General features: G+C 60.3%; 11 protein-coding genes and 5 pseudogenes. 6 read left to right on the forward strand and 10 right to left on the reverse strand.

What is annotated here, in order from left to right:
• Positions 1-54 precede the first annotated feature (54 nt).
• Positions 55-811 (reverse strand): annotated as a pseudogene (locus tag KJQ96_RS24630) (IS5 family transposase).
• A gap of 962 nt (positions 812-1,773) precedes the next feature.
• Here KJQ96_RS24630 and KJQ96_RS24635 point away from each other — a divergent pair.
• Complete coding sequence (locus tag KJQ96_RS24635) at positions 1,774-2,034, forward strand: hypothetical protein (protein ID WP_213251440.1); 261 nt, start codon at positions 1,774-1,776, stop codon at positions 2,032-2,034.
• A 189-nt stretch (positions 2,035-2,223) separates the two neighbouring features.
• Here KJQ96_RS24635 and KJQ96_RS24640 read toward each other — a convergent pair whose 3' ends face one another.
• Both KJQ96_RS24640 and KJQ96_RS24645 read right to left on the reverse strand, forming a co-directional pair.
• Complete coding sequence (locus KJQ96_RS24640; protein WP_213289035.1) at positions 2,224-4,464, reverse strand: hypothetical protein; 2,241 nt, start codon at positions 4,462-4,464, stop codon at positions 2,224-2,226.
• A 591-nt stretch (positions 4,465-5,055) separates the two neighbouring features.
• Positions 5,056-5,625: pseudogene (locus KJQ96_RS24645) on the reverse strand (IS66 family transposase zinc-finger binding domain-containing protein); the annotation flags it as partial.
• A 478-nt stretch (positions 5,626-6,103) separates the two neighbouring features.
• On the opposite strand from KJQ96_RS24645, the pseudogene KJQ96_RS40390 reads away from it, so the two are divergent.
• Both KJQ96_RS40390 and KJQ96_RS24650 read left to right on the forward strand, forming a co-directional pair.
• Positions 6,104-6,550: pseudogene (locus tag KJQ96_RS40390) on the forward strand (recombinase family protein); the annotation flags it as partial.
• Between the two features lie 196 nt (positions 6,551-6,746).
• The gene (locus KJQ96_RS24650; RefSeq protein WP_249726347.1) at positions 6,747-8,180 is read left to right on the forward strand and encodes a recombinase family protein; all 1,434 of its coding nucleotides are present in this window, start codon (positions 6,747-6,749) and stop codon (positions 8,178-8,180) included.
• Between the two features lie 52 nt (positions 8,181-8,232).
• On the opposite strand, the gene tnpB is transcribed toward KJQ96_RS24650, so the two are convergent.
• Positions 8,233-8,490 (reverse strand): IS66 family insertion sequence element accessory protein TnpB, encoded by a 258-nt coding sequence (tnpB, locus tag KJQ96_RS24655; protein WP_374226562.1) that lies wholly within the window; start codon positions 8,488-8,490, stop codon positions 8,233-8,235.
• Between the two features lie 163 nt (positions 8,491-8,653).
• Positions 8,654-8,911, reverse strand: a complete 258-nt coding sequence (locus tag KJQ96_RS42110) for a transposase (protein ID WP_213289037.1) — start codon at positions 8,909-8,911, stop codon at positions 8,654-8,656.
• A 218-nt stretch (positions 8,912-9,129) separates the two neighbouring features.
• Here KJQ96_RS42110 and KJQ96_RS24665 point away from each other — a divergent pair.
• Positions 9,130-9,328, forward strand: a pseudogene (locus KJQ96_RS24665) (IS5/IS1182 family transposase); the annotation flags it as partial.
• Between the two features lie 942 nt (positions 9,329-10,270).
• On the opposite strand, the gene KJQ96_RS24670 reads toward KJQ96_RS24665, so the two are convergent.
• Both KJQ96_RS24670 and KJQ96_RS24675 read right to left on the reverse strand, forming a co-directional pair.
• Positions 10,271-11,098, reverse strand: coding sequence for a citryl-CoA lyase (locus tag KJQ96_RS24670; RefSeq protein WP_213251437.1), 828 nt, complete (start codon positions 11,096-11,098; stop codon positions 10,271-10,273).
• Positions 11,099-11,161: 63 nt separating this feature from the next.
• Positions 11,162-12,424 carry a CaiB/BaiF CoA-transferase family protein gene (locus KJQ96_RS24675; RefSeq protein ID WP_213251436.1) on the reverse strand — a complete coding sequence of 421 codons (1,263 nt, stop codon included), beginning with the start codon at positions 12,422-12,424 and terminating at the stop codon, positions 11,162-11,164.
• 263 nt (positions 12,425-12,687) lie between these two features.
• Between KJQ96_RS24675 and KJQ96_RS40395 the strand changes: the two genes are divergently transcribed.
• Positions 12,688-12,831, forward strand: a complete 144-nt coding sequence (locus tag KJQ96_RS40395) for a hypothetical protein (RefSeq protein ID WP_244608354.1) — start codon at positions 12,688-12,690, stop codon at positions 12,829-12,831.
• On the opposite strand, the gene KJQ96_RS40400 is transcribed toward KJQ96_RS40395, so the two are convergent.
• The 3 genes and pseudogenes from KJQ96_RS40400 to KJQ96_RS24690 form a co-directional block, all read right to left on the reverse strand.
• Positions 12,832-13,101, reverse strand: a complete 270-nt coding sequence (locus KJQ96_RS40400; RefSeq protein WP_249734471.1) for a hypothetical protein — start codon at positions 13,099-13,101, stop codon at positions 12,832-12,834. It lies immediately after the preceding gene.
• A gap of 30 nt (positions 13,102-13,131) precedes the next feature.
• A complete protein-coding gene (locus tag KJQ96_RS24685; protein WP_108516969.1) occupies positions 13,132-13,899 on the reverse strand; it encodes an ABC transporter permease in 768 nt (255 codons plus the stop codon).
• Positions 13,883-14,633 (reverse strand): annotated as a pseudogene (locus KJQ96_RS24690) (ABC transporter ATP-binding protein). The gene KJQ96_RS24685 and the pseudogene KJQ96_RS24690 overlap by 17 nt, the downstream one beginning before the upstream one ends.
• A 192-nt stretch (positions 14,634-14,825) precedes the next feature.
• On the opposite strand from KJQ96_RS24690, the gene KJQ96_RS24695 reads away from it, so the two are divergent.
• Positions 14,826-15,515 carry an IclR family transcriptional regulator gene (locus tag KJQ96_RS24695; RefSeq protein WP_213251460.1) on the forward strand — a complete coding sequence of 230 codons (690 nt, stop codon included), beginning with the start codon at positions 14,826-14,828 and terminating at the stop codon, positions 15,513-15,515.
• Positions 15,516-15,594 lie beyond the last annotated feature (79 nt).

The raw sequence follows: 15,594 nt of genomic DNA on the forward strand, positions 1-15,594 counted from the left end.
TTCGTCAGCTTCTGCGGGTTTGATAGGTACTAAGCAGATGGGTCGTGTGGACACTTATTTCACATCCAGAGCATGATGGCTGGAGAGTGACGACGGCGCAATCGCTTCGGGCGGTTTTTCGAGGCGGGTTGCTACGCGTCGGAACTGCTTGAGCTTGCTGAAGCCGCATTCCACACGATGTTTCTGGGCGTAGAGATGCTTGTCGAGCGGATATTTGAGCCCCCGTGACCGGTTGTTGGGAATGACAGTCCGCTCTTGGCGGGCGTTGGCTAGGCGTAAGTGGTCCGCGTCATAGGCCGTGTCAGCCATGACGACTTCGGCGGATAATCCCTCTATCAAGGCTGCGGCTTGCGGTGTATCACCGTTCTGACCCGCAGTTAGTATGAGCCGCACGGGCATCCCAAGCCTCGGACGACCATGTGGATCTTGGTGCTCAGGCCATCGCGAGAACGGCCGATGGCTCGATCTTCAGGCCCTTTTTTTAGCCCCGGCAGCGTGCTGATGGGCTCGGACGATGGTGGAATCAACGATCAGGTATTCGAAGTCCGGATTAGCGGACATCGCCTCGAAGATTCGCCACCAAACAACCTGGGTGTTCAGCGACTGAAGGGCCGGAAAACGCTGTTCCAATCGCCAAACAGCTCTGGAAGATCACGCCAGGGAGCACCCGTGCGCACAATCCAAAGGACGCCCTCCACGACATCCGGTGGTCGCGTCCCGTCGATCCCCTTTGATCGGGCCGGCCGATGATCAGTGGCCCTATCCGATCCCACGCCGCGTCGCTCAAGACCAAGCCGTCCATCACACCCAAGACTGTCCCCCAAAAAGCAGCCTTGAATCTGATTGCCGCCTCAAGGGAATCCCCAAAAGTCCACAGCACCTAATCCTAGAGAGCCCCTCGCCGCGTCCGGTTAGCGGCCGAGCTAAAGGCATCATCCCGTGCGCTCCCCCGGAATCAACAAATGAGACCGCAAGGCCATCGATCGGGCGAGCGGTTTTGTGACGCTCCTCGCGAGAAAGTTGCACCATGATCCTTTAAGGTGTTTTGCGGACTTACAACTGCGCGCTCGGTTGTAGTCAATGCGGCACGCTAAGGTCTCCGCTTGATCGTAGGCGCGCGCATGATGCTGCCCTGACGCCGGACGGCTGAAGAGCGCTGGGTCGTCAGGTTCTCGACAGCTCCACATAGCAAAGTGTGGTCTCCGGACGCCCGAAAGACGGCTGATGACACCGGAAGAACATTGGAGTGCCCGATGCTCAGCTGCTTGGAAGCGGCCCCTTGGGAACGTACGCTGGTTTGTTGTTGAGGTCCGACGTCCAGAAGCAGATTCGCAGTTGAAGCCTTGATCGTTCTCGGTCTGCCGTCTGAAATTCCACATCAGATCCGAGCCTAGCTTCGGATCGGCCTAAATTTTCGAAAGTGAGAACGGATGGATCTCCTTTAACTAACCGACTACATCAACAATCGGGCAACGCGGACCCGCAGGAGAGGACACCGGAGTTCTCGTCCGCAGATGCGGCGGCCTTTAGGCGCCAGCTGGGCGAATTTGCCAATTCAGACCCTCGCAGGCAGCCCCCACTGATCCAGTCGGCGCGCCACCACCGGAACCTATGTCCATGACGCAACCGCGCTGGGAGGACTACTCCCGAGTAGTCGCAAGGTAGCGGCGGTAAGGCGATGCCGGGCATTTCGGTGCCGCAGCCGCTCCAATCAAGTGGGGATTTCGTCCGTCGCAGAAGGCAGCCTCTTTATGCCGAGGATGCGCCCCTCATTTGGGGCTTGAGAACGCACTCAAGAAGACGGCCACTGAGCGCACCGCCAAGGGCCATGTAGATTATCTTCTCGGCTTGGGCCGCTGGCTCTTTGATAACAACAAGCAGGCCATCGCCGGTCGACTCAATGACGCTTCGCTCAACGATGATGTCCGGCAGTTCATAGGCGACAGCTACGACAGGAGGAGAGTCCTTACCGCGCTAAATTACCTCCGGGCGTCCCAATCCTCGAGCGGTGTGCCGCCGATCGCCGGCATTTGACGGTTCAGCTGCCAAGCAGAAGGAAGTCGGGGTCACGACGCTCCCGATCGAATTTCAGTCGGCCCCCGTTGTCGATCTGTTCGAGGGAGCCCGCGCCGGCTTCGAGCTCATCGAGGATTTCCTCTCGGTGATAACGGTCTGCTTGATGGCGTCACCACAGCGACGCTCTGGCGCGAGACACTCAGGTAACTACATCCCGAGGCGCGCGAACTGCATCGACGCGTGCTCCGCCTCGGGAAGGGGGTACCACGGGGCAATGCTCAACAACGACTTACAGAACGCAGGCGTGAGCTTGCCACGGTGAATCACAACGTTCTCGTGCCCCGTCGCAGCTTGGGCGCTCTGCCAATGCCGATTGTAGCCACGCTGTTCATTGGACTTCACGTGGCAAGCGGCGAAGTCGGCGTCACCCAGCGACGCCAACTGCCACGCATGTACCGGCCGCTTCGTATGGATGTGCACCCACATCGGGCTTGGCATCGCACCACTACGCAGCGCCTTGGGCTGCAGCTTGATCTCGAACAGCGTCCCTGGCTCGCCCTTCAAGGCGCGCGGTGGATCCACAGACGCCAGTTCCTCGGCCGCCCGCAACTGTTCAAGGTACTTCTGCGACGGAAACGCGTAGGTCTTCATGCAATCGATCGTGATCGCCGCCTTTCGCGCGTTCAATGAGTTTGTCTGTCCCTGAACCTCGGACAACATCGCCTTAAGCCGGACTATTTTTTCGTGCACTTCCGGCACTTGCGCAGGCGTGAGTAGGCCACGTCGGCGAGGCTCCTCCAGCGCGGCTACACAGGCCTCAATCTCGGCGGCCTGCGTCTGCAGGCGCTTAACGACGAGATCCACGACGTGGTTGGCGTCCTCGGGCTTCATCTGGCGCGCTTGCGAGACGGCGCTTTGCTGAGCCGGCAGATCGAACTGCAGCAGCTCGTCCAATCGCTTGAGTAATCCCGTCAGTGCGTTCCTGGAGGGCGGAGCCTGCCACATCTCCAGGTGCCCGGTCGCCGATGATGACGCCCTCGCGCGTGCCTCCTCTGCACTCGCGAGTTTCTTCGTACCCAGATCCGAGAGTACGATAACCTTGGCTGTCGGGGCCGTGGCAGCGTCGGGCCTGGCGAGCTGCGGCTCGCGCAGCCCGGCAGTTGAACTCCTCTCGCCTGCGGCCGGTGCGCGCTTGCCTTTCCCCTTCCTGCGCGCCGCGTGGCCCTCAGCCAATAAGACGGTATTTTCCGGTATCGCAGCCTGGGCAGGCGGTTCAATCAGGACTGGCCTCTTTGGCTGCACTGCCAAAAGTCGCGTGACTTCGTGCGCGGTGACCCATGCACCTTCCACGATCTGGTTCAACAGTTCCAATGGAAGGTCGGCATCCGTTCCGGCATCCCTTAGCCTGGCAACGATGCCGTTCACCCCTGACGCAAATTCCGAAAGCCGCTCCATGACTCCTTCCAGAACGGTGCAGTGCTCTGCGTCGAGTGCCGCTCCGTTGCTGTTTAAAACCGCGTCGGCCGTCGAGAGGAATGCCGGAAAAACATCCTCGATGAAGGTCCCGAGCAGACGCACTCGCCCGTTCTCACCCATGAGGATTTCCCTCACGGCTGGTCCGAACGTGCTCGCCTGCGGCACAATCATGAGCTGCGCGAGAGCGATCCGCGATTGCAGATACATGCACTTCGTATTAAGTGCCCAGCCGGTATGCAGCCGTAGTGCGGCCTCTTCGGCCTTCCGCATCTCGGGCGTAGTGCTTGGCAAGTTGGCAGTGGCCGCGCAGACGGACTGCATCCGTTCCGAGCGCAATGCCTTCTTTCCCCACCACTCCATGCAGGCCAGGTAGTGCTTCGCCACGCTGGAAACCGCTCGGCTCAGCTGGCCGGGCGGCGCGTTGGATTGGCGCATCTGGTCGAGCACGGCTGCTGCTTTCTTCCTGCTCGCCTCCAAGTCGTGGATAGTCCACGTGGCCACGGCGTTGCATTCGTCCGCCGCATCGAGCGTCTCGTCGCGGAGTCGGCGAGCCTGCTTGTCGGACAGAATGCTACGCGCCATATCTCGGGGCAGGCCCGCGTAGTAGTCCAGAACTGCTGAGCCTGCCTTGACGACTTGATCGATCAGCTCTTGCGCCTCCGACGGGTTCCGGGCTTGCGTGGCCACATTACGACAAGCATCAAGGTCCTCAAGCAGGCTGCGCATTTTTCGCTTTGCTGCCTTGTTCTCGTCGCCTCTTGGGGCTGCCACACCCGAAGTTGGTGGCTGGCTCACGAGCGGCGCCGTTCTATCTTGAGGCCCGGAGCGCATCCGCTCCACGACGGAGTCGAATGATTGCCTGCCTTGCCCGGGGGCGGGACCGGGCTCCGGGCTCAAACTGCTCGATCCCCACGTGCTGTCGGCTCCTGCAGCCCCAACGTGCGATTTGCCAGGTCGGTCAATGCCCGTCATATTCCATCTCCGATATGGGCGAGAATGCGCAGCCTGTCTGGATAGACAGGCTGGCTGACGAGTAGCTGACGAAGGGCGTTTTTCCGGATGCACAAGAAAACCCAGGTACCGTCGGTTGCAATTCCATGGGGTCTGGCGTGCTACTGGAGGCAACGGGGATGACCGCGTCGCCGTGACCGCCATAAGGAACCGCGCTGTCAGGCTGCGACAGAATCGGCCGTGACGGCGATCCTTGAGACTCCGCCCTATGCCGGCTGCTTTGTCTATAGGGACTTGGCAAAGACCATCCCGAAATACCGGAGCGCCGCCACGAGAATGCTCGCGTCCTGAAACGGACTGGTGGATTGTGGTGAGGCAAAAATACCCGGCGAATATCGATTGGCAGACCTTCGGCTGCCGCACGTCCTGTTCTCCGGGAAGGAGATGCGAGTCCGAAGAGCTTACTGATCCAGCGGTGATGCACCAATCCTGACCAGACGCAGAACGTCGGTCAAAACAACATTTTCTTGCCCCACGTCCGAATTCCGATGTTGCGCAGCTCTTTTCCAAAGCACAATCTTGCCGAAGCTGCCGCCCATCCCAGCCCAGTCAGAAGCGGCGCGGGATCGCCTCCAATGTCCTGGTTACATCCTCGCCCAGCTTCGACAACCGCGCCCCGCCACAGCAGGCGCAGGTGGTGGGGGGTATAGAGCGGCAATCTGGGTGCGAAGAGCGCGACAACCCGATTGACGCACTTCCACACTGTTTGCCGCGCGGCACGGGGGGATCGATGACGACGCGCTCGCGTTCGATGTCATCCGGCCAGGCCTTGCGTACCGGCCGCTTGCGCGTGAACGCGCGCACGGTCTGGGTTTTCGCCGCCGCGGCCCGAGCTGCAAGCTCATCCTCGGTCGCCGACATTACCAGATCTTTCAACTGCTCGATCAGCCGCGCCGTGGGTTCGGAGCGCGACCCATGCAACTCGCGTTTCAGCTTTTCGATCCTGAGCTGCAGATGAGCGATCAGCGCTTCGGTGTCGGACAGCTTTGCCTTCGCGCTGGCGGCTTCAGCCACGGCCGCATCACGCTCAGCCTCGACCCTTTGCCGCGCTTCACGCTCGACCAGCAGCGCCGCCTGGGCTCTCGCGAGGTCCGAAGGAAGATCATCCGACTTCAAATTCATGAAGCGAGTGAAATCAGATTGGCTGGCAAGTTCAATCACAAAATGTTTATCCAACTCGCGTTGGACGCCACGTTCCTTGAGGAGCGTCGGGAGATACCCATAAGAGTAACGATGACGTGGCGACCTCCGAAGAGGTGGAAGTCGTTGATCCGCGTCATCCGCTTTACGGTCGGCGCTATCGCTTAATCTCGATCGGCAAGGAGACGACAACACGCGGAGCGTGCAAGGAGCTCTTTGCGCGTGTACGTTACCGATTCGGTCTCACGCTTCTTCTGCCGCTCGGGGTGACGAATCTTGAGCGGAACGGCTTGCTGCGCGCCGCGCCAACCAAGCTGAGCCTCGACGCGCTGCAGGACTTAATCGCGTTGGCCGAAGAGAGCGGGGGCACATGCCCATCGAACCTCGAGAGGTCTGGCGCAGTCTGCCGGAAGCGCTCCGGCAGGCGATCGCAGAGGATCTCGGCCAAGTCCTGCGGGAGATGAGCGATGGGCTCGGAACTCGTCAAGCCGGATCACCTGGACCGCAAAGCAGTGGTGTATGTGTGCGGCAGTCGACGCCACACCAAGTGATCACCAATCAAGAAAGCCTAAGGCTTCAGTACGCCCTCTCGCAGCGTGCTCGCGAGCTCGGATGGCGCGAGGCGGACATCGATGTGATTGACAGCGATCTTGGGCAGAGCGGCGCTGGCGCAGCGCACCGGAAAGGCTTCAAGGACTTGGTCGCCCGCGTCACTCTTGGTGAGGTTGGCCTTATCCTATCGATGGACGTGACGCGCCTGGCGCGGAATTGTTCGGATTGGTACCCGCTGCTTGATGTCTGCGGGCACCGTCGTTGTTTGATCGCCGACCGGGATGGCGTCTATGATCCTGGGACACCCAATGGCCGCCTGCTGCTCGGCCTGAAAGGTACGATCTCAGAGCTGGAATTGCACACGATCAGAAGCCGGATGACCACTGGGCGTATGGCAAAAGCCGAACGCGGTGACTTGGTCGTGCAGTTGCCGGCGGGCCTTGTCCGCGACCCTTCAGGGGTGGTCACCAAGGATCCCAATCTCGAGGTGCAGGGGCGCTTGTCGCTGCTCTTCGAGACCTTCCTGAAAGTACCGGACGGCCGCGCAAGCGATGCGGGCCTTTGTTGGCCGCGGCTTGGCACTGCCTCGCCTCGACCGCCATGGCGATCTGCGCTGGCAGCCTGCGACGGTGTCGGCCGTGACGGCGATCCTGAAGAATCCGGCCTATGCAGGCGCCTTTGTCTATGGAAGGACTTGGCAGAAGCCGTCCGAAATACCGGGAGAGCGTCCACAAAAGTCTCCGCGTCGTGGAACGGACTGGAGGATCGTGGTGAGGGAAAAGTACCCGGCCTATATCGACTGGGAAACCTTCGAGAAGATCCAGGCGATGCTGCGCGACAATCGTGCGGAGTACCAGCACATCAAAAGCCGTGGCATCCCGCGTGATGGAGCGGCCCTGCTCCACGGCATCACCTATTGCGGCGAATGCGGACACAAGATGGCCGTGCGTTACAAGGGCGGTAGTCAATATGTCTGCAATCATCTCAAAATCCAGCGTGGCGCACCAGAATGTCAGAACCTGCGCGCCGCACCGATCGACGCACAGGTTGCGGCGGCATTCTTGGAAGCTGTGGCACCGGCGGAAATCGATGCGTTGTCCAAAGCGCGCAAGACCCATCTGCAGTCCGAAAGAGCCCTGCGGCACGCTGAGGAGCAGCAGGTTGAGAGGCTTCGCTATCAGGCAGCCCTCGCCGAGCGCCAGTTCAATCGCACCGATCCCGATAACCGGCTCGTGACAGGCGAACTGGAACGACGGTGGGAAGCCGCTCTATCGGAGCTGCGCCGAGCCGAGGAGGCATTAGCCCAGCGCACGATGCACAAGTCCAATGAACCCTTGGGCGTTCCTCACGATCTGCGTGCCAAGGTGATCGCCCTTGGAAATCGTCTTCCGGCGCTATGGGACAACCCCGCGACCCGCAGGGACCACCGCAAGGCGCTCTTGCGCTGTCTGATCGAAAAGGTGGTGATGCGCCGCTGTGCCCGGGACAAGGCTGAGGTGCGCATTGTGTGGCGCGGCGGCGCGACCACTGAGCTTGTAGTCACCCTACCTGTGAATGCTGTGGCTGCGCTGCCGCGTCACAAGGAGATGGTAGAACGCATATGCGCATTGGCGCGGGATGGCGCCTACGACGATGAGATCGCGCGCATTCTGACGCAGGAAGGACATCACTCGCCATGGGAGGCTGACAAAGTTCTGCCGATCACGGTCCGGCGCATTCGTCTCAAACACCGCCTCAAGGTGCGGCATCGAACACGGTGGCCGGCGGTTGCCGACCATTTGACAGTAACCCAACTAGCACAACGCCTCAGGATACCCGTCAAATGGATTTATGTTCAGCTCAAGCGAGAGAGCATCCTGACCACCCGAGAGGCTTCGGGCCGCTTCCTCTTTCCTGACAACACAAACGCGTTGCAGGCGATTCGCAGCTTGAGAAATCATCATATCGCGAAGATTGATCTGAGGGAGGATCACCATGAAAAGTAGGGGCATCAACAAGAGCCCTCAAAGAGATAGCTCAATTGCGCCGGAGAGATCGTCACTGCTTCCCCTGCAACCGAAGGCGAGATGAACCTTCATCTCTCAAGTCTTTTTGTAAACAGGCATGCCCCCTGGCCATCATGCCAAATACCTTCAAAAGATCGCCGCGTTTTCCCCTGAAGCAAAAAAGATTTCCGCCAAGAGGATCTTGCTTGAGCACTTCCTGCACGCGGAGAGCCAAACTCGGAAAGCCGCACCGCATGTCGGTGTAGCCGGTCGCAAGCCACACACGAACGCCCGTCGGAATTGGGATCATCGTCCCTCCAGCACTCTTAAGACCCGCGATAGAGCGGCGATGTCGACATCCACTCCGACGATCAGACGAACACCGCTGCCGAGCACGATCTCCATCCGTCCAACAACCTGCTCGCAGCGAGCGGCGTCACGGCTCCCATCGCTTCTCGTTGGATCCGGCTCAATCAGAGCCGCAATAAACCCGTGTTCGCCATCTTTGGGTTAAGCGCTCCAAGAGCGCCCTGTCGCGCCAGGCGTCGCCATCCGAACAGTTGGCCAGGAAAAAGTCCGTGGCGGCGAGTAACAGGATCGCCACAGCAATAACTCTCCTCCACAATCCGCTGCTTCGCTTCAATACTGAACCGCCGCCGTCCTGTGTCGACAACCTCCATAACTTTCGCATTATTGGCAGTGGGTATGGTGTCCATACTGCCTGTAATCATGCAATAGCCAACCTCTGCAAGGCGGCCGCCCTCGGATGCGTACCTACCGACCGTGCTGCTGGCTGAATATTTCCCACCTCTCGCGTGCGATCTCGCGAATGGGCCGCCGAAGGTGCTCTCCCGCAATATCCTCCGGCGCCCCCATGTGCTGCGGACTCTTGAGGATTCCCTTGAGGCGGCAAATCAGATCCAAGGCCGGTTTTTCGGGAGACAGTCTCGGTGTGTGGGCCGTCATTCCCAACAACCCGTCACCGGCGCTCAAATATCCGCTCGAAGCATCCAATGCCGAGGAACATCTTGTGGAATGCTGCTTGCAAGCTCAAGCAGTTCCGACGCGTAGCAACCCACTTCGAAAAAAATGCCCGAAGCTATTGCGCCTTCGCAACTCTCGCAGCCATCATGCTATGGATGCAATAAGTGTCCACACGACCTTGGCCGAAATGGCAGCAAGTTACATCAACGCGACGTCTGTGCCGCGATCACCCACTGAACCTTTGGCGGGCAGCAAGCAGCGGCTCTCCGGCTTGAGCCAGATGCGTCAGTGCGACCACGAGGTGTTACGGATATTGGTGACCAGTAGCCAGTTGCGCGGCGATGGCGGTCTGCCAACGCGTATCAGCATCATCTCGCGCCCTGTATCTGTGTTGCCGATAACCGAGCGCCGGGGAGTCCGGCAAAAAGCCCGGCATCGGCGGGTCGATACAGCGGTTGATCACGCGTCGCCCCGTGCTCTCCTTCGATAAAAACAACTGATCGAAATGACGATAAGATGCAGCTTGCCGAAGCTGCCGCTTTTTTGAGCGTGGCTTTACAAGGCACCAACTCTGCGATCAATACTGAACGTACCGAACCGGTTGCTAATTCTGTGATAAACAAAGCGCCATCTTGACCCAAGGCAACGCTCGTACACGTCGAGCCAGCGCAGGACTGATGCGGAGCGATGCACTCGCCATCCGATGCTAGGACGAAGACGTGGCCCAGCTATGCATGAGCTACGAACAGCGTCTGGCGTCCATTGCCAGCACGTCCGGACCGCTCGTCCCGAAGAATGAGCTAAACCTGCTGATCTTACGGCACACCCCAGACGACGCGAGAATGCTGCCAGGCCATTCCGCCAACCGTTATTGACGATCAAGGACCAGGAGCCACCGGGTGCAAGCCTGAAGATGCGGCCAAGGAAATGTCGATCAGATAGAGATTTCCCTACGCGTCGAACGACGGCCCTCGATGAAGCAGTCAGCCGGCTTGCCTCCACGGTTGACGTCCGCCCAATCCGAGCGGACTCCGGGCCGACGCAATTTGGCGGGCATGGCCGAAAAGACGCGCGTTCGGTGAGCTGCGGTGGTCCCTCAAGGTACATCATGGCGCTTCCTTCAGGCTGCGCTTTGGCTGCCCCTGATATTTGTAGGCGAACTGCTTGGGCATCGGCCCTTTATTGCGGTCCTTGCGTCCGGTCTGCTCCCATGCATGGGCCAGGATGCCTACCGCGCGTGACAAGCAGAAGATGCCGCGAGCTAGGGGTGCAGCAAAGCCCAGCTCCCCGTAGACGACTGCAGTGGCTCCATCGATGTTCATCGGGATGAGCTTGCCTTTGCGCTCGCGCATGACGCGCTCGATCGCGCGCGCAGCGCTGGCATAGCAACCGCTGACGACATCGCCACTGACCGCTGCATCGACTAGTGCGAGCAGCGGGTCAACGCGCGGGTCGACGGGATGAAACCGGTGACCGAAGCCGGGCAGATATTTGCTGCGCGTGGCGGTGAAATGGTCGATCGCCTCAGCGGCAGCCTCATCGATATCCTTGGTCTCGCTGCGGCGCAGGACCTCGTCATAGAGCTCAATCGCCTGCTCCCCCGCTCCGCCATGCAGGTCGTCGAGCGTGTTGATCGCGGAAGCCATCGCGCCGTTGAGCGGCACCCCACAACTGACAGCCATCTGCGCGATGGCGATGGAAGGTGCATGCGGGCCATGATCTACTGATGCAACCAGCGCAGCCTGCAACAGCCGCTCCTGCGCCGGTGTGGGTAGCTCGCCGCGCAGCATCAGCCAGATTATCGCGGTGAAGGAAATATGACCAATTAATTCCTCGATCGTGTATCCGCGGTAGGCGATCCGCCCGGGCGCAATGTCGCAGATGGAGGTCCGCCACCAATGGGCGGCCTGCTCTCGCAGCTCCGTTTCGCTCATTCTGTTTTCCAATCTCGTCAGCCTATGTCCTGCCGAAGCTTGCTTGCGTGCAACTCCTGCCCGTTACGCTGCTCCATCCGTCGCCGGGCGGACCCGCGAAAAATGTGCTCCTCCTTGACGTGGCGCTCCGGCGGCACCGCTTGCGATAAGGTGCTCAATTTCCGGATAGGTATGACCGAGCCGAGCCAGCCATCGCTCTGTGTCCGCACCGAGCAAGGGGGGGAGCGCGGGGACAGGAAACGCCTCATCCAGCCGAAAGCCGGGGCGCGTAATGCGTAATGGTGGTTCGCCAGCCCTGTCGAGCGGCAGCGTCTCGACAAAGCCGCGCTCCAGCAACTGCGGCTCGCGCAAAACTTGCGGAACGGTCAGCACACAGCCGGCAGGGACGCCGGCGGCATTCAACAGCGCCTCCCACTCGTCCGCAGGCCTGCAGCTCAACGCCGCATTCAACTCATCGCTAAGCGCCCAGCGGTTCATTTTACGCGCTTCGCGCTTTGCGAAGCGCGGATCTGTCTTCAGATCCGGCCGGCCGACCAGATCGCAAAGGGTCCGGTACTGCTTCTGCTCGTTGGCGGCTATATTCAGCGGGCCGGTCGCGGTGCGGAACGTGCCGGAGGGTGCAGCCGTGAAATTCTCGTTCCCCATCGGCTGCGGCTCGACTCCGCCGTTCAGATGATTGGAAACCACCCATCCCATGGCCGCGATTGTCGCCTCGAGCAGCGACACGTCGATGAACCGACCCCTGCCAATTTGCTGCTGCTCGACGAGCGCCGCGGAGATGGCAAAGGCGGCTGTTAGCCCGGCAATGGTGTCGGAGATCGGGAAGCCGGTCCGCAGCGGAGCCGTGGCTGCATCACCGGTAACACTCATCGCGCCGGAAAGGCCCTGGACGATCTGGTCGTAGGCCGGGCGGGCGGACCAAGGACCGTTTTGCCCAAAGCCTGAGATCGCGCAATAGATGAGGCGCGGGTTGCGCTTGCACAACGCGTCAAAACCGAGACCAAGCCGCTCCATGACCTTGGGCCGGAAGTTTTCGAGAAGGACGTCGGCCTCGGACACCAGCCTGAAAAACACTTCCCTTCCCGCTTCAGACTTCAGATCGAGCGCCACCGACTGCTTACCGGCGTTCACGGCGACGAAGGAGAGGCCCTGAAGGCGCTCTGCCCTTTGCGGATCGGCGCCAAGGCGCCGCGCGAGATCGCCTCCATTGGGGTTTTCGATCTTGATAACCTCCGCGCCCAAGCGCGCGAGATGGTAGCCGCAGAACGGGCCTGCCAACACGTTCGACAGGTCGAGGACACGGATACCGGTGAGCGGCAGGGACATCTGACGAAGCCTTCTTTGCGGTATCTTCGGCCGCTGCGGTTGAAGTTTTTGCTGAGGTCGATGTTGGCGGTGGCGATCCTGGAGTCGAAATCGCTCAACACAGCCAGCGGTACCTTGGCCGCCTCGGCGTCCATCAGGCCGCTCTGGGAAAACAGCGCTTTCGACGCTTTCAGGACATCGACGTTCACCTCGCGATTATCGGTCTTGTATCGGGTCGGGACAACGAGCTGCTCCGTTGATACCGAGTTGATCCAGGAGCCGTGATGCCGAGCCTCAGGCCCTTGAGGTTGGCGCCGCTCTTCACCTTGTCGGCGATCGCTGCGCACCCCGAGAAGAATGCCGGGTATGTCGTTGAGCACGAAGACGCAGGATTCTCCTCGCGCTGCGCCTGCATCTGGATCGTGTGATCACAGAACCGCACGACGCCGTCCACCGAGCCACCAATCAGCGCCTGCAGCGCCTTGGAGCCGTCGGCCTGGAAACTCTCGAACAGTGACGTCGAGCCCTTCTTCTTTGAAGGTACCGAGCTTTACGCCCAATTCAGCAGGCATGTAATTGAGAATGTGGGAGCCGACGATGATCTTCAGTTTCGCCTTTTCAGGTTCGCCGGCGTCAGCCGATAAGAGGCAGAGGCCAGCGGCCGCAACACCAAAGATCAGTCGGATTAAAACGCGCATATACACCTCCATCATTAGCCAAGTACATGTTCAAGCTGCATGAGCCGGCGCTGGCCGACAAACCAACAACCTCTTTTCGGCACGATCGACGAGCGCGTCGAGCGCAACCACGAATGCGGACAGCACGATGATTCCGGCGAACACGCCCATCGCATCGAGCACCCCTTCCTGCGCGATCAGGTGCCCCAACCCGGCGGATGAGCCGAGATACTCCGTAACCACGGCGCCCACGACCGCCATGCCGACGGACACCCGCAGGCTCGACAGGGTCCAGGTGGTGGCAGAGGGTAGATAGACGTGGCGCAACAGCGAGGATTTCGAATCGCGCAGCAGTCGCGCGCTCGCCAGGACGACCGGATTGACCTCGCGCACGCCTTGGAAAGTGTTGAAGAACGCAACGAACAGCACGAGGGTCACGCCGAGCGCAACGTTCGAGGTCAGCCGCAGACCGAACCAGATGACGAAGATCGGCCCCAGCAGGATACGCGGGATCGCGTTGAACATGATGAAGCGCTGAACGACATCAGCGGCAAACGGGCTTAATCCCAGCCAGATCCCAAGCGCAGTGCCGATCGCAATCCCGACTACGAATGATAGGATCGTCTCGACCAGCGTTATGCCAACATCGCCCCAGAAATCCGCGGTCGACGTCCCGTTCCTTATCCTGCCGACCGGGGTCGACGGCGCCGGAAAGAAGAAGGCGTCGATGAGGCCTAATCGCACCCCCAGCTCCCAGATCAGGACAAGAGCGAGAACGATCGCGACTTGCGTGACAACGACCTTATTTCTGCGCGGCATAGCTCCTCTCCACTTCAGCGCCCAAGCAGCGACCAGATTTCGCGATAGAGCGCGACGAACTCGTCCTGGTCTGCAGCGCGGAGACGTCCCGGGGACGAGGCAGCGTGATCCTGACCTCGCCGACCATCCGGCTGGCAGGGCCTGCGGACATCACGGCGACGCGGGTCGGCCAGCGTAATCGCCTCGTCGAAATGATGGGTGATGAAGATCAAGGAGCGGCGCTCGGCCTGCCAGAGATCGGGCAGGATGCGGTGCGTCAGCCGGCGCGTGTGAACGTCGAGCGTCGAGAAGGGCTCGTCCATCAGAACGATTCTCGGCTCCATGATGAGCGTCTGCGCCATCGCCGCGCGCTTGCGTTGCCCGCCTGATAGCTGATGCGGATAACGCTGCTCAAATCCCGTCAGGCCGACTTTGGCGGGCCACTGCCGAACCTCGGCGCGCGTCTCCTCGAGTGACTTGCCCAGAAAGGCGAGCCCGAGCCCAACGTTGTCCTGCGCGGTCTTCCACGGCAGTAGGACCCCCTGTTGGAGCATGTAGCCGGACTGATCATTCAGTCCCGTGAGCGGCTTGCCGAAAATCTGAACGTCTCCCGAGGCGGGTTTTGAGAGACCTGTGGCAGTGCTCAGGATGGTGGACTTGCCGCAACCGGTTGGTCCCATGACCGCAACGAACTCCGCGTCGCCTACTTGGAGGTTCACGCTTTTGACTGCGATGAATGCGCCGAAGGGGATCATTACCTCGCGCAAGTCAACGGCCAGCGTTGGCTGCCCTTCGCGCTTCAGAACTCGTTCTGTTATATGCAATCCATAGTCATGTGTGTGAGAAGAGTCAATCTATTCTGCCGTACAGAACCGTTTACCTCCTTCTGTAATGGATTCTGGCGCCTTAATATGGCAGTGGTTCTATTCTACAGAACTGGAGCAGAGATGAGCAAGACAGGAGTTGACGCGGTCAGGAGAGCGCTCGCGATCCTGAAAAGTCTCAACGCGGAGCGGTCTGCGATCACGCTGACGCAGATTGCGGAGATGACGGACCTCTACAAGAGCACAGTACTCCGATTGGCCTCTTCGTTGGAGGCTGACGGCTTTCTCGTCCGCGGCGCGGACCGGTTGTTTCGACCGGGACCGGAGTTGTGGCGTCTCGGGGCGCTCTATCAGCGCGGTCTGGATCTTGGCGAAGTCATCCGGCCATCGCTTCGTCGCCTGGTTGAGGCAACGGGGGAAACTGCATCCTTTTATGTTGCAGATGGCGACGAACGCATCTGTCTTTACCGCGTCAATTCTCCACGTTCAGTTCGACATCATCTCGAAGAAGGCCAGCGATTGCCGATTGATCGCGGCGCCGCCGGGCGAATTCTTACTGCATACCGCGAGCCAACGAACGTAGAAGGGAAGAAGATCCGCGATAAAGGCTTTTATGTTTCGATCGGAGAGCGGGATCCGGAGGTCGCCGCGGCGGCCGTGCCGTTGATGGACGTACACGGCAAACTGAGGGGCGCCCTTTCGCTATCAGCGATCAGGACGCGCTTCGATGCCGACGCCCGCAAGTCGGCAATCGATGCTCTCAAATCGGAAGCCAAAGCCTTAGCGGGGTTGCTGCCTGCGAGCGAATGCTGATCATTGAGGGCGTCCGCTTTGCGCCATTTGTAAAGAAGTCGACGCGGCTTCGGCAAAGGCTGGCGGTGTCTTATGGCGC

It is taken from the genome of Bradyrhizobium sp. sGM-13 (genome assembly GCF_018398875.1).
Lineage (GTDB): Bacteria > Pseudomonadota > Alphaproteobacteria > Rhizobiales > Xanthobacteraceae > Bradyrhizobium.